The organism is Companilactobacillus mishanensis (genome assembly GCF_003946505.1).
GTDB lineage: Bacteria > Bacillota > Bacilli > Lactobacillales > Lactobacillaceae > Companilactobacillus > Companilactobacillus mishanensis.
In genome coordinates this window covers 1-14628 of sequence record NZ_RHON01000016.1, presented here as the reverse complement: position 1 = coordinate 14628, position 14628 = coordinate 1, and the positions used below count along the sequence as shown (strand labels likewise).

General features: G+C 36.2%; 13 protein-coding genes and 1 tRNA gene. 3 read left to right on the top strand and 11 right to left on the bottom strand.

The genetic code is table 11. The annotated features are described in order from the left end of the window. Positions 1-383 precede the first annotated feature (383 nt). The 9 genes from EKM63_RS10805 to walK form a co-directional block, all read right to left on the bottom strand. Entirely contained in the window at positions 384-1427 is a 1044-nt protein-coding gene (locus tag EKM63_RS10805; protein ID WP_125706547.1) for an acyltransferase, read from the bottom strand. A 165-nt stretch (positions 1428-1592) separates the two neighbouring features. Next, positions 1593-2576 carry a DUF5692 family protein gene (locus EKM63_RS10800; RefSeq protein ID WP_125706545.1) on the bottom strand — a complete coding sequence of 328 codons (984 nt, stop codon included), beginning with the start codon at positions 2574-2576 and terminating at the stop codon, positions 1593-1595. A 102-nt stretch (positions 2577-2678) separates the two neighbouring features. Further along, complete coding sequence (locus tag EKM63_RS10795; protein ID WP_125706543.1) at positions 2679-3218, bottom strand: TetR/AcrR family transcriptional regulator; 540 nt, start codon at positions 3216-3218, stop codon at positions 2679-2681. A gap of 9 nt (positions 3219-3227) precedes the next feature. After that, a complete protein-coding gene (rlmH, locus tag EKM63_RS10790) occupies positions 3228-3707 on the bottom strand; it encodes a 23S rRNA (pseudouridine(1915)-N(3))-methyltransferase RlmH (RefSeq protein WP_125706541.1) in 480 nt (159 codons plus the stop codon). 386 nt (positions 3708-4093) lie between these two features. Next, positions 4094-5494 carry a S1C family serine protease gene (locus tag EKM63_RS10785; RefSeq protein WP_125706539.1) on the bottom strand — a complete coding sequence of 467 codons (1401 nt, stop codon included), beginning with the start codon at positions 5492-5494 and terminating at the stop codon, positions 4094-4096. Between the two features lie 274 nt (positions 5495-5768). After that, positions 5769-6572: an MBL fold metallo-hydrolase gene (locus tag EKM63_RS10780; protein WP_125706537.1), complete on the bottom strand. Its 804-nt coding sequence runs from the start codon at positions 6570-6572 to the stop codon at positions 5769-5771. After that, positions 6565-7380, bottom strand: coding sequence for a two-component system regulatory protein YycI (locus EKM63_RS10775; RefSeq protein WP_125706535.1), 816 nt, complete (start codon positions 7378-7380; stop codon positions 6565-6567). Before EKM63_RS10775 ends, EKM63_RS10780 begins: the two co-directional genes overlap by 8 nt. Positions 7381-7383: 3 nt before the next feature. Beyond that, the gene (locus EKM63_RS10770; RefSeq protein ID WP_125706533.1) at positions 7384-8697 is read right to left on the bottom strand and encodes a YycH family regulatory protein; all 1314 of its coding nucleotides are present in this window, start codon (positions 8695-8697) and stop codon (positions 7384-7386) included. Continuing rightward, on the bottom strand, positions 8687-10591 hold the full coding sequence (walK, locus tag EKM63_RS10765) for a cell wall metabolism sensor histidine kinase WalK (RefSeq protein WP_125706531.1): 1905 nt from the start codon (positions 10589-10591) through the stop codon (positions 8687-8689). The genes EKM63_RS10770 and walK overlap by 11 nt, the downstream gene beginning before the upstream one ends. Positions 10592-10836: 245 nt before the next feature. On the opposite strand from walK, the gene EKM63_RS10760 reads away from it, so the two are divergent. Further along, positions 10837-11394, top strand: coding sequence for a hypothetical protein (locus EKM63_RS10760; protein ID WP_125706529.1), 558 nt, complete (start codon positions 10837-10839; stop codon positions 11392-11394). Positions 11395-11445: 51 nt separating this feature from the next. Here EKM63_RS10760 and yycF read toward each other — a convergent pair whose 3' ends face one another. After that, positions 11446-12156 (bottom strand): response regulator YycF, encoded by a 711-nt coding sequence (gene yycF, locus EKM63_RS10755; protein WP_125706527.1) that lies wholly within the window; start codon positions 12154-12156, stop codon positions 11446-11448. A gap of 158 nt (positions 12157-12314) precedes the next feature. Between yycF and EKM63_RS10750 the strand changes: the two genes are divergently transcribed. Continuing rightward, positions 12315-12387: transfer RNA gene (locus tag EKM63_RS10750), tRNA-Lys, on the top strand. 126 nt (positions 12388-12513) lie between these two features. Here the strand turns inward: EKM63_RS10750 and tnpA are convergent. Continuing rightward, entirely contained in the window at positions 12514-12942 is a 429-nt protein-coding gene (tnpA, locus tag EKM63_RS10745) for an IS200/IS605 family transposase (RefSeq protein ID WP_125706525.1), read from the bottom strand. 62 nt (positions 12943-13004) lie between these two features. On the opposite strand from tnpA, the gene EKM63_RS10740 reads away from it, so the two are divergent. Next, positions 13005-14174, top strand: a complete 1170-nt coding sequence (locus EKM63_RS10740; protein WP_125706523.1) for an RNA-guided endonuclease TnpB family protein — start codon at positions 13005-13007, stop codon at positions 14172-14174. The last annotated feature ends 454 nt before the right edge of the window (positions 14175-14628 follow it).

The window sequence follows — 14628 nt, the reverse complement described above, 5'->3', positions numbered from 1 at the left end:
CCAAAAAAGATATTCGGTTGGAAATCTACTTTCGAGGTTTTTAAAGAAAAGTGTTCCAGTTGACTTGTAAATTCAAGCTATAAAAATATTACCTACTATTTAGTCCGTAGGTAAGATTATGTGGTGGTTAAGCCGTCTTCCTTGATTCGTTCGTTGGCGTAGCCAACATTTCAGACGGTTGCGCACACGCCAAGGGCGACGTACGTTCATTCGGCAAAGGCCGAGATTACAACAAATTTATAAATTTTGACCGCACTATGGCAAAATTTTAAATCATGGCGTTCCAACCCACCACATAATTTTACCGGAGGACGGAAATCAAAATTTTAACTCTTGCCGTTCCAACCCACCTCATAATTTTACCGGAGGGCGGAAATCAAAAGCTAGTCCATTCCAAACAAAATAAATCGAACTTTAGGTATCCGACTAACTATGTATGTAAACAAAATACAAACAACTGAAGTTATCAAGAATACCCAGAAGAAACCATCTATCTTCAAAACTCTGTTCAAAACTTCTACTACTATTCCGTGTGTCAGATAAACTCCATACGACATTTTTGATAACAAAGTGAAATAATGTCGTTTTAATCTGGAAATCTGATGATAGAAATCTATTTTTCTAAAGGTCAAGAAAATCTCCATTGCAAACAACATTGAGAAAACTGATGGTACATATCCTATTACTGGAATATTGATGTGATACAAATTATTTTCAAAATTCAAAATCACTGTGATCAACAACAACAGAATTGTTGCGATGACGTTTAAATGTAATGTATTTTTATGTATTGGTGCTAATGTCAATCGATATCCTAATAAGAAATATCCCAGTGACTGCCCTAACATGAAGAAGTTTGAGACACTACTTGCTTTGAAATATACTCCTATTTCCTTTGGTAACATTGCGGCTATAAATGGCAACAACATATTCGTTACGAACCACAAAATTATGGCGTAATCCAATATCTTTGTATCGGTTCGATCAACGATTGTTTTCAAAATTGGTGATAGTAAATAAAATCCTATCAATGGATACAAGAACCAGAATGCAATTATTGGCATTTGGTGATATAGCAACAACATCTTGTTTACCAAAAACCACAGTGATGCGTTACCATCCATGTACATGAATACGGTTATTGAAATTGCAGACCAAATAAGAAAAGGAACTATTAGTCTGACAATTCGATGTGAAAATAAATATTTTAAATCATAGGTCCTGGGACTGGATAAGATCAATGCTCCACTTACCATAAAGAATATCCCGACGGCCGGTGAGACTAGCCCTAAGAAAAAGTTTCCCACATGCCAATTGAATGAGAACATATCTTTGTTCAACCCTTGGGCCAAAGAATGTGACATAACAACTCCCAGCATGGCTAAAATCTTAAGGTAGTCAATATATACGATTCTCTTATTCGTCATATTTAACCCCTTAACTTGGATAAAAATCACATTTTACAATCATTGAATATTGTATTAAAGATTTGGTTATATTATGACTATATAAATACAATGTAAGAAAATTTTAATGGTAATGAAATACCAAAAAAGTCGGAAAATAATTTCCGACTTTTTATTTATACTTGATTAAACTGTTTTAGCTGTTGAGTTGTTTCCACCTTTGAGATTAAGGTCTGGTGGCATTTTATCCTTTTGGATATTGTCAGCAACTACTTGATCGTGAGCCTTTGTACCTGCGTATACTGAATCCTTGAGAGGATTTCTGCGGAATTTGACTACACGATAGATATGAAGAATCAGAACACCGACGTTGGCTGCTAATGCAAGTGCACTAACTGTCATCAATGCGGCACTGCTATGTGTACTTTGTACGGAGAATTGTGAATCTGTTACGAATGCTGGAACACTCATCGTGAACATCATCCAGAATGCTAGTGTTTGAGCACGTGCTTGTAGCCATGAGCCTTTCTTGATGAAGAATGCGGCAAATGTACATGAAAGCAATAAAGCAGCTCCTGCGTAGAATGAGTGGTCACCAACACAGTTATATACATAAGCGAAGTTCCATAAGTCGTAAGCAATGATCCATGGCCAAATTTGGTCAGGCCAAATCATATCTTTTTGCTTGTCACGGCTGACGATGATTCCCATCCAACCTGTGATAGTAATGATATTGATGATACCTGCAACACCATTCATGATGTTCCAAGCTCCACCGTTCATAAACACGCCATCGACCATTCCGTGCATCCCTGTAACTTGGAAATCACGAATAACAGCTTCCAGAATGTTTACCGATAAAATAATCGGTGGGAAAAGCAGCATCCATTTATTATGCTCGAGTTTTGGTATAAATCTCAGAGCCATGAAGCCTAAACACCCGGCTAGAGCTGAATATACTTTTACCCAATGGAACCAGGTACCAGTACTACTTCCAGCGCCAGCTGTGTTTGGCCAAACGAATATCGTCAAGATAATAGGTACGGCTACAAATAAAGCTAGACCGACCCATTTATTTGCACGAGCAGCTTCGTTAAGTAGCATCAGAGCAGCAATAATTGCCACCCACATTAACCAATCTGCCCCAGTAATATTTTGAAATAAGAACATTATCAACACCCCCGAGTAGGTTAGTAATCTTTTTCACAACTCAATTGTAACCGCTTACCACGGGGTTTAATATGGTTAATCCGATGGGTTTGTCCAATCAAATCAGCTATTGTGTTTAATAATATGATCTATAGTCCCGCTTAACATCCTACCCATACGGCTGCGGAATTCTTGTTTAGATTCACGCATATCTGAAATCAACCATTGGACGACCTGGCTGCTCAGTGCTCTACCATAGAAATTACTAATTTCATCCGATAAATTTTGAGGACATTCTGGATGTAGATCCGTGACTACACCTGCCACCATATCGAATGCCAATCGATACAAAAAATGTTCCAACAGATCACGATTGGTTGACTTAAACGTGTTTAAACAAAATTTTCGATTTTCATAGATGTAGTTCAATAGAACATCAAAACCATTTTGCCAGTTTTTTTGTTTCTTATATGTTCCCAGTTGTTCCACGATTTCGATGGCAAATATCCATTCTAGTAGTCCATTGATATCGTCAAAATGATAATAAAAAGTATTCCTGGCAACACCTGCACGTTTTGTCAGCTGATTGATAGTTATTTTATCCACAGGAACTATCAACATCAGTTCCTTTAAAGTAGTTGCTAATTGCCTTTTAGTATCCATAATTATCCCCTATTTGTGGTACGTACGATGGTTATTGATCATAAATGAGCGATATATCTGCTCGGTTAAAACTAGTCTCATCAATTGATGTGGCAAGGTGAATTTTCCAAAGCAAATGCTATAGTCTGCTCGCTTCTTGACCTCAGGACTGACACCAAGTGAGCCACCAATAATAAATGTTATATCGCTGGTTCCATATGTGGATAAGTCGTCCACTTTTTTAGCCAACTCTTCAGAAGTAAGTTCTTTCCCCTTCAAATCCAATAAGATGACGTATTCCTTGTCTTTGATCTTATCTAGAATCCGTTCTCCTTCGACCTCTTTAACATGTTGATCTTGAGCATCACTGAGATTTTCAGGTGCCTTTTCGTCTGCGCATTCAACGATTTGGAACTTACAAAACGCGCTCAAACGCTTGCTATATTCAGCAATTCCGGCTTTTAAATACTTTTCTTTCAATTTACCCACAGTTACAAATTTAATATTCATAAGAATCTCCTTGTATCAATAATAATCGACTGTTCGCAACTTGCCAAATGTTATTTAAAAAGCCGAAACTTCTTTGTCCACCATTTATACACACCTTCAGAAAAGTTTGTGTATTTTTATCCACGTCGTGAAACACCATCAAGTCGGGGATTGTAAGCCTTTTTCTAAATTTATTTCAAAAGTTATGAACAGCTTTTCTGTGGATTGTGGATAACTTTATCTACAGTATAAAATTTGAATTTCTTCCACTTTTCCACAAGTTATCCACACCTGTTAATAACTCAGGTACATTCAGTTGCTGAAAAACCGAAAGATATCTTTTATATTGACCACTAATGTTAACAAAAAAACGTGAAACTGTTATGCAACAGTTTCACGTTATTAATTTATTCTGTAGTTTTTTGTGTTAAATGAACTTTTGTTGTCTTTAAATCACCATCACGGTAATACTTCAAAGTAACAGTATCGCCAACTTTGTGTGAATATAATTCATTGTGCAGGTCAGCAACCGAACTAATCGACTTGCCACCTAGTGAAACAATAACATCATTCTTCTTCAATCCAGCCTTTTTAGCAACTGAATCATTATTTGCACTGTAGATAACAACACCCTTTGTTACGCTCTTTGGCAACTTCAACGAATCCTGTGATGTATCCGAAACTTGATCCAGATCGATCACTCGAACGCCTAATGCAGGTCTTTCGACCTTACCATTCTTGATCAATTCATTGATTATTTTAACAACTTCATTACTTGGTATAGCAAAACCCATACCTTCAACTGATGAGCCATCAGTATTCGATGCTAATTTCATTGAGTTGATACCAACGATTTCACCAACTGAGTTAACTAATGGTCCACCTGAATTACCAGGATTAATGGCGGCATCTGTTTGAAGAACCGTTGCTTGACCGGTAGTTTGTCCAGTTGTTTGATCTTGTGTATCCACAGTTCTGTTTGTAGCTGAAATAATACCTTGTGTAACTGTTGTAGCATATTGGCTACCTAAAGGTGAACCAATGGCGATTACAGGATCACCTGGTGATACGTTATCTGAGTTACCAAATACGGCAGTGGCTGGAACTTTACTTCCGTCAATTTCGATAACTGCCAAGTCAGTAGTTGCATCGCTACCAACTAATTTACCAGTTAATTTTGTACCGTTCTTTAGAATGATTTCTAGAGAATCTGAGCCTGAAACAACGTGGTTATTAGTTACGATATATCCTTTACCGTTGTTCTTGGCATAAATAACACCAGAGCCTTCGCTATATTCTTGTAACTTGTTGGAATCTGACGAAGAACCTGAAGAATTGGATCCAGAGTTATCAGAAGAACCTCCAGTTCCGTCAGTCCCTTGAGAGTTGTCAGAATTTCCATTTGAGGAAGAATTTCCGTCACTACTTCCACTTCCACTGTCACCGAACAAATCGCCGAATATCGATGAAAGATCACCATCTGAACTATTTTGTTTTTGCTTTTGTAAATTTACTACTGAAACAACAGCATTATCAACTTTGTTGTATGCCTTTGACATCGTACTTGATGTATTTGCCTTTGTATTACTTACTTCAGTTGTGCCCGCTTGCCCATCTGAAGCTGTATCAGGAACATTGCTTGTACCCATATGCGTAAATCCAGCGTATGCGATCCCTACACCAAGTAATGCAGAAACGAAGGCTACGATAGCTGTCTTAAAAAGAGACTTACGTGCCTTTTTATTAGAGGCCTCAGTGTGTTGTTTATCATTTCTAGTTTGATTATCGTTGTTGTTATTTCCGTCCATAACCAATACTCACCTTCCCATTCAAAACTATATTTATACTATACTCATAAAATTTGAAAAAATTATGAAGCTATTTTGATAAATTTGTTCTTGTTACAAAAGAGTGCGACAAATAGGCGGTTTGCCACCGAGTATAGCCTAGAAACCCAAATGATTGGCATTATCAATCCTTTGAGTTTCGTAGCTAAACGGAGGTTGCAGCTTTTTGTTGCACGTTTCAGATACAAAAATTGACATGATACTCATATCATGTCAATTATACTTCTATTCAACTTTATAGAGAAATCAAAGGGTCGGCAATTTTTGGATCAGTATCATGAATCAAGAAATCACTACCTACTCCAAAATCGTTTTTCTCCAAGATGTCAGCTACTGCTGTATGGGCAACTGTCTTGGTATTGTTTTCTGGACTCAAGTGACCTAAATAAATCTGTTTAGTTCTATTACCCAAAATATCCATCAATGCATCTGCACCATCATCGTTAGAAAGATGGCCTTTTTCACTGAGAATACGCTGTTTCAATGGCCATGGATAAAATCCATTACGCAACATTTCAACATCGTGATTACATTCCAATAAATATCCATCAGCATTTTTGATGGTTTGTTCAACTCGATCAGAAACGTATCCAGTATCTGTCAAAATGACGAAATCTTTGCCATTATGATGGAATTTATAAAATTGTGGATCAGCAGCATCGTGAGATACCGCAAAACTTTGGATATCCAAATCATCCAGTGTCATAACTTTATTATGCTCGAACACATTCATCTGGTCTTCGGGAACTTTGCCGATTTTGGGCAACATTGCATCCCAAGTCTTCTCATTTGCATAAACGTTTAAATCATATCTTCGTGCCAAAACACCGACACCTTTAATGTGATCAGAATGTTCATGGGTCACAAAAAGTGAATCGATCGTATTGATATCTTTACCAATACTCTCGAGTGACTCTTTGATTTTCTTGCCTGACATCCCCGCATCAACTAACACATGATGCTTTGGTGTCTCAATGTAAGTAACATTACCTGAACTGCTACTTGCCAGGACACTGACCTTTAAACTATCTTCACTCATTACTATAATCGTCTCCATTTGTTGATGTCTTAATTATGTTCCCGGTAAACGCATTTACCTTTTTGATGGTATCGACTTTACTATCCTTATTGTGGATCGTGATGAACCAAACAGGGATATAAATCGTACTATTCTTAGCTGTCAAAAGCTTCGTGTATGCCATATTTGCGTATGATATTTTGGAATTATTAGGAATTTCAGAATTGCTATACAAAGTCGTGATCACATCACGTTCACTCTTGGTAGCTTGCTTTTCATGTAAAATCTGCAAGTTGTTCACGTACGTCTGAGTGTAACTGATAACACGATTATTTGCTACTGAAAAAACAATTTGTCCAGTTTTATCATACATATCACCTAAATCACTAGTCTCGGCATATACGATCGAGGTTTTACTAGAGAGTTGAGGTGCGTACTCGTAAGCTTTTCCCTTAATAATATTAGTCTTATTTTTCAAAAACTTATCTAACTTAGTTACTTTATTACTGCTTGTGATTGAAATTGGATCAGTCAAAGTACTCGTGATCTTATGAGTCGTCTGATTATATTGAACTTCCTGACCACGTAATTGACTGATATTTGAAGCCAAAACATTATCTGGCTGTGCTCCCAAATAATAAGCATTACCAGTAGTTTTGTCTAGTTTTCCAAAACTGATATTCCGTTTTCTCATATCGGTCACGGTCGATGTTACACCAGAAGTACTATTGGAAATTACTTGTTGACTGTTATGGAAGGATACTAGCAAAAAGGCATCTAATGATAGAAAAACAACTAAGAAAATTATTTCAATTCTTCGAAAGTCCATTTACTATTCCTCCTCTGCTGATTCGTTGGTCCAATTTTCAAATGAACGCCAATGATCGTTTATCTTGATGTAATAAGTTGGTTCCAAATCAACTACGTCGTTCTGGTCTTCCTCATTAGTCCATTGATACCCTATTTCTAGTTTCTGAACATCATTTGGAGAATAACCTGCTGTCTCCAAAGACTTCATGATACTAGTAGTTGATTTCAATGTGACACTGTTTTGATCAGAAGGGACTGGGACTTCCAAGACTTTGTTCAAGAATGACTCCGAGGAACCATTTCTACTGAATGAAATCTTTATCGAACCGAACTCACTCTTCTTAAAGATAGGAAATCCTTCAACATACTCACGATAAATAAGTGTCTTTTCTTTCCAATTAGCATTATACAAACGCAAGTTAGAAACAGAACTCTGAATATTAGTTGCTTTCTTGTATCCACGCTGGAAGAATGTCAACCAATCTTTAGGAACTGATGTGTCCGTGTAATCCGAGAACGTCAATTCACCTTTAGCATGATCGGAAACGAGTCGTTTTGACTCTCCAACATTATAAGAATAAATATTACCATCGGTTGATGTAACAATATCTGAGCTGTCTGTATCAAACAAACTAGTTGTATACTCAGAATCTTGCTTTTCATTCAAAACATATGAGTAAGTCTTCAATTTGATTGGCTCAGTATAGAATGTCACGATACCATGCTTCATCATTTGAAATCTAACTGGTAGATCAATATTAGACTTTCTAGCTAATTTCAAAATTGGTGCAGACGAAGCATTACTTACTTTGGCACGATAAACACTATATGTACTGTCGTTTCCAAGATAAATGTAATTATCCTTACTATTATTAACGGTAAAGATAATTCTATTGAAACGATTGTCTGGCGACTTCTGCATTTCTTTATCGCCAATTAAATATCCCAAAGTTTGAGAGGATATATTAGTTGGATAAACTAATTGAATTGCATTCTTACGTTGGATCATTCTTTGATATCTAGCTCCATCTTTTGTGAAGACGCGCTTAAAATTATCAAATTCCCAATTCTTGATAATCTTTTGAATGTTCATCGAAATATTATCTTCATTGTTATAGATCAAACGTTGATCTTTTCCATCTTGCCAAATAACTTGAGTGGGACTGATCACTTGGTCGATCGGAATTTTATTTTTATCAACATCACTTGTCGAAACATCCACATCACGTCCACGTTGGTAACGGGCCGTATTAGTCCAGATGAAGAATGACAAGATCAAACTAGTAACTACGGCTACGACTAGAAAAATTTGTATTATTAGTCGGCTAAATTTCATCCCATTCTCCTCCTGTCTCATTTGGATTGAATGGTAGGGAAATGTAGAATGTTGAGCCTCTGCCTTCGGCACTATTTACCCAAATTCTACCTTTATGTTGTTCAACGATTTCCTTAGAAATTGACAACCCTAAACCAGTACCACCCTGTTTTCTAGAACGAGCTTTGTCAATACGATAGAATCTATCGAAGACTTTCTTGATATCCTTACGTGGAATACCAAGTCCCTCATCAGAAACACTAATAATAATATGCTTGTTGGTTTCTAACAAACGACAAGTTATGACACCACCATCTGGAGAATACTTGATGGCATTATTCATAATATTATCGACCACTTGAGTCATCTTATCGGTATCGATCTCGACCCATAGATCCTTATTCGTAAAGATACGCTTGATGCGGTAATTCTTAACGACTTTGGTATCGTCTTCCTTGGCATCAGCTTTTTCTTTCTTCAGCATCATGTCGAAACGATCCAATATATATGAGAAGAACTCATTAAAGTTAACTAACTCTTTGTCCAATTTTGAACGACCCTGGTCCATACGTGAAAGGTTGAGTAAATCTTGGATCATACGAATCATACGATCAGTCTCTTCAGCTGTAACATTCAAAAATTGTGGAGCTAGTTTTTGATCTTTCCAAGCCCCATTATTCAATGCATCAATATAACTACTGATACTTGTCAACGGAGTTCTCAACTCATGAGAAACATTGGAAACGAATTGACGACGCTCACTATCGATTTTTTGTTGTTCAGTAACATCATGTAGAACGCAGACCATACCACTGATAAAACCACTATTTCTTTGGATCAATGAGAAATCAGCATTCAAGATCAATGAGTTGTCATCATTTTCGTCATAATCTTCTTCATCATCTGAGAAATCTGTAGTTTCGATGATCATTGGTTCAGGATTCTCTAGTAATTCGTCAAAACTAGTATTATCACCGATCCCCAAGATATCTACTAACTGAGCACCATTGGCTTCTTCTTCGGTTTTATTCAAATATTCACGGGCCATTTCATTAATGACCGTAATATTACCTAGTCTGTTAGTGGCAATAACTCCATCTGACATTTGCGTAAGCACACTATCCAAACGCCTTCGTTCAGACTCCGAATTCTCAGTCGCCTCTTCAACTTTGACAGATAGATCGTTGACGGCCATTGCAAGTTGTCCCAATTCATCAGGTGAATAAACACGAACTTGACCAGAATAGTCACCTTCGGCCATTCGAACAGCTTGCTGTTTCATTTCACCAATAGGTCGCGTGATCGCTCGAGAAATAAAGATGGCAATAATGGCACCCAATAATCCGGCAACTAGGGATGCAGTAAGGAAGATAACAATAATTGTGCTTATTCCTTGATAAACTGATTCCATACTTGCTTTGACATAAATGGCCCCGACAACTGTACTATTGTCGGGCGACGATACCGGAGTTATCGATTCATATGAACTCCCCAAGTTTTTATCATAATAAATTTGAGTTATTTTCTTATTGGTACTTATACCTTGTTTTATATTTTCCTTCAAAGTTCGACGACCAATAATGGCTGATCTGTCGGCATCTTTCGTACCGACAATTACTCCATTACGATCGACAACTTGAATATCAGTGATGTCAGAATTGTTACGGGCAAAGTCCTGAATCGTGGTATTGATATTCTTTCTGGTATTTTTATCATTATCATTCAAATTCTCAGAAATTCGGTTCATCGCATAGACTGGAACGACCAAATTACTTTCAAACTGTGATACGTTCCATTCCTCAAGTTGACGAACAAAATAAGCCCCAATAATTTCAATTGTAAAAATCAAAATTAGAATGAATGACAAAGCTATTTTAAAATTAATTGAATGTAAAAATGCAAATCGCTTTTTCAATATTTTCCACCTATAAAATTCAAACTAAGTTCTATTATACTGCACCTCATTGTAACAAAAAATCAGGCAGTAATCTCCGACACTGATTATCAATATTTTCTTATCCAATTCTTCAAATTTTGTATATCGTAAAATAATTGTATACAAACTGTAACATTCTTGTTATATTTAACTAGTCTTAAACTTAAAGTTAGATTTAAACAACTGTTTTTGCAAATACTAGTTCATATAGGAGTGAATTGATTATGAAAATTTACAAACAAATCGGTGCTATCGCATCAATCGCCCTCGTATTACTTTCTCTTACAGCTTGCGGAAGTAACAACGCCAAAGATTCTTCTACTGATAAGAGTACTAAAACTGAAAAATCTAGTACTTCAAAATCACACAAAGAAAAATCAGAGAAGAAAACTTCTGACTCTGACTCAGCTGATAAGAAGAAGAACACTAACAGCTCAACTCAAGGTTCTAGTAATGCAGCTGGAACTCAAGCAAATACTAGTTCCACACAAAATGCTAGTACGACGACTAACAACGCTCCAACTCCCAACAATATTATCAACACACCAGATGACGCTGCTAGTCTGATCGAACATTCATTGGGATTCTCAAGATACACAGGCCAATACAAAGCTGTCCTTCAAAATGACGGTTATCATGTAAGTTCATCCGTGATCGAAAATGATCCCGAACGTATCGTCAAAGCTAATGGCGATGTTTATGATGCCAACAGTAATTTATTAGGTACTTTTGCTCAATACTCAGCACCAACAACAAACGAACCAAACGGTTGGAGAAAATAAACAAAAGAGCACAATTTCGAATTTGTCGAAATTGTGCTCTTTTTGATCTGATTATAGATTTGAATCAGCATCAGGATTTCTTAGGTAATATCCTACTCCACGTCGTGTCATCAACCATTCCGGTTGACTTGGATTATTTTCGATTTTCTCACGTAGACGTCTAACAGTAACATCCACTGTTCTAACATCACCGAAATAATCATAACCCCAAACAGTTTGGAGCAAGTGTTCACGCTTCATAACTTGACCGATGTGTTGAGCTAAATAATATAAAAGGTCAAACTCACGGTGTGTTAATTCTATTCCCTTACCATTTTTCGTAACTGTATATGCTTCAGGTAAAATTGTTAAATCACCAATTTGAATTTCACTATTTTTATTTTCTTCTGCTGGTGCTTCACGTTGAGTTCTTAAACGTGCCTTAACACGGGCAACTAACTCACGGTTAGAGAATGGCTTGGTAACATAATCATCGGCACCAAGTTCCAATCCAATAACTTTATCGATTTCTGTATCCTTGGCAGTTAACATAATAATTGGTGTGTCTTTAGTTTTTCTAACTGTACGGGCAACTTCAAGTCCATCGATAACTGGCAACATCAAATCAAGAAGAATCAAGTCGGGATTTTCAGAGTCAACTTTTTCAAGAGCTTCTTGTCCGTCAAAAGCTGTGATCACTTCGTATCCTTCATTTTCCAAATTATATTTAACAATATCTGAAATAGGTTTTTCATCGTCTACTACTAAAATCTTTTTGGCCATAATTTACTCTCCTTGACTCAGTCAATTATACTAGTACTGGTACATTAAAACAAAATCAGCTAAATTAAACCTTAAAAAACTGATTTTTAATAAAAAAAGTCTTGCTCTCAATTTGTTATTTATGATATTATATAACTCGTTGATTGAGAAATCATTTTGGGTGGTTAGCTCAGCTGGCAGAGCAACGGACTCTTAATCCGTGGGTCCAGGGTTCGATCCCCTGACCACCCATAACATTTTACTTAACCAGAGATGAATTCATCTCTGGTTTTTTTGTATCTAGATACATTTTATAAAAGTTGATAGTTGAGACAACTTGGTAATTTATTGTCGAGATGAATCAACGTCTTGAATAACTTAGCTTTTACCGGTCGGTTTGCCACCATTGTATTTGTCCATTTGGGAGTTGATATATTGATTGACGATTTCTTTAGATACATTGCCTAATGTACTCATGAAATAGCTAGATGACCAAAGGTGTCCACCCCAAAGCTGCTTTTTTGTATCTGGATATTTCTTAAACCACATTCTTGCAGATGTTCCCTTCAATGATTTTACAATTGAAGAAGGTGTCATATCTGGCGGAAAGCTTATCATCATATGAACGTGATCTGGTAAAACTTCGATGTTATTGACTTCAACACCGTATTTTTCTGCTATACCTATTAATATTTTCTTCATGTCATTTCTAGTCCGATTAGTAGAGAATATTGCCTTACGGTACTTTGTTACCCATACCAAATGAAAATTAAAATCATATACTTTTGTACGACCTTTTACTAACATATGTATCTCCAACTCTGGTATAATTTAACAACATTATAACAGAAAGGTGGATAACATATACAATGGCATTAAAGGGAATCAAACTTCGAATATATCCTACTGAATATCAGATAGACAAATTAGAATCTAACTTTGGATGTGTTCGTAAAGTTTGGAATTTAATGCTAGCTATGCATAAAGAAAGATATGAGAATAACCCAGATTGTGAGTTTGTCACTAGATTTGATATGAATATTCTTTTATCTCTTCTTAAGAAGGAATATCCGTACTTAAAAGAAGTTGAAAGCACAAGTTTACAATGTGTTAGTAAAGACCTTTCTGAGGCATTTAAAAAGTTCTTTAAAGAACACACGGGCTATCCAAAATTTAAAAGTCGTAAATATCCACGTCAAAGCTACCGATCAATTTGTGTGAATAACAATATCAAACAAATTGATGATTCTCACATAAAGTTGCCTAAACTTGGTGAGATGAAATTTAAGTGTGGTAAGTCTATACCCGAAGTGATTAAATCAGTAACCATCCGTAAAAGTCCAGCCGGAAAATATTATGCGGTGTTATTAGTTGAAGGCGAAAACCAAGTATTCAATAAAACACAAGCTAAGGTCGGGCTCGATATGGGAGTAGCGGATTTAATCATTACTTCCGATTCGAGAAAGTATAAAACAATTCGTTTTGATAAGATCCTAGCTAAAAAGAAACGTTTTTGGGAACGGAAGCTTGCCAGAAGAAGACTTCTTGCAATCAAGGATCGAGCTAAGACAAAGAAGTTTGGTCTTGTTGAGCCGAAAGACTTGAATGATTACAAGAATGTTGGTAATGCTAGAATTATGGTTGCCAAATATTCAGAAAAAATATCCAATCAACGGAAAGACTATCTACATAAGATTACAATTCAACTTGTAAAAGACTACGACGTTATCACAATTGAGGATTTAAAAACTAAAGACCTGCTCAAGAACCACAAACTTTCTCTGGCGATTGCTAATCAATCATGGCGAATGGTTAGACAAATGCTTGAGTACAAATGTGAATGGTACAGAAAAAAATTGATAGTTGTAGATCCATTTAAAACAAGTCAGTTCTGTTCTGAGTGTGGGTATGATGACGGTACGCATGAGTTGAAAGTAAGACAATGGACGTGTCCAAACTGTAATATAAATAATGACAGAGATATTAATGCAAGCAAAAATATTCTGTTAAAAGGCTTGGAACAAGCCCTAGTAAAATAGCGATGACCAATACTGAAGGGCTGAAATATCCAACGGCAAGTCATGTGTTCCTAGAAGCTTGGCACTTTAGTGCCGAGTAGTTCACAACAAGAATAAGACACTGATGACTAGTTTGTCTATTTTTTTACATTACCTAAATGTTTTCGACTGAGACAAAGAAAAATAATAACACTTTTAAAAGTGAACAGCAATTGACTTGAATTGATGAAAAGAATCATAAAAGAAGTATAAATTATTAAGTTTGACTTCTTCATAAAATCAAACGAAAATAGGAACCAATCTATTAATGGTCGTATCCAAAGGCCCCATGAGAAACTCACTAAATTGTGGGTTTCTTTTTTTTAATCCCTTGAATTTACACTCTAAGTGCAACACCTTTTATAAATAAAAACTGACTCATCAGAGACAGCGTAAAATGAAGTTTGTCTAGAACAACATTTACGGAGGTCAACTA

Coding starts and splice junctions, on each gene's coding strand:
- yycF (WP_125706527.1), bottom strand. CDS start 12,156: ATGGCCAAAAAGATTTTAGTAGTAGACGATGAAAAACCTATTTCAGAT.
- EKM63_RS10785 (WP_125706539.1), bottom strand. CDS start 5,494: ATGGACGGAAATAACAACAACGATAATCAAACTAGAAATGATAAACAA.
- EKM63_RS10740 (WP_125706523.1), top strand. CDS start 13,005: ATGGCATTAAAGGGAATCAAACTTCGAATATATCCTACTGAATATCAG.
- EKM63_RS10770 (WP_125706533.1), bottom strand. CDS start 8,697: ATGAAATTTAGCCGACTAATAATACAAATTTTTCTAGTCGTAGCCGTA.
- EKM63_RS10800 (WP_125706545.1), bottom strand. CDS start 2,576: ATGTTCTTATTTCAAAATATTACTGGGGCAGATTGGTTAATGTGGGTG.
- tnpA (WP_125706525.1), bottom strand. CDS start 12,942: ATGTTAGTAAAAGGTCGTACAAAAGTATATGATTTTAATTTTCATTTG.
- EKM63_RS10795 (WP_125706543.1), bottom strand. CDS start 3,218: ATGGATACTAAAAGGCAATTAGCAACTACTTTAAAGGAACTGATGTTG.
- rlmH (WP_125706541.1), bottom strand. CDS start 3,707: ATGAATATTAAATTTGTAACTGTGGGTAAATTGAAAGAAAAGTATTTA.
- EKM63_RS10805 (WP_125706547.1), bottom strand. CDS start 1,427: ATGACGAATAAGAGAATCGTATATATTGACTACCTTAAGATTTTAGCC.
- EKM63_RS10775 (WP_125706535.1), bottom strand. CDS start 7,380: ATGGACTTTCGAAGAATTGAAATAATTTTCTTAGTTGTTTTTCTATCA.
- EKM63_RS10760 (WP_125706529.1), top strand. CDS start 10,837: ATGAAAATTTACAAACAAATCGGTGCTATCGCATCAATCGCCCTCGTA.
- EKM63_RS10780 (WP_125706537.1), bottom strand. CDS start 6,572: ATGAGTGAAGATAGTTTAAAGGTCAGTGTCCTGGCAAGTAGCAGTTCA.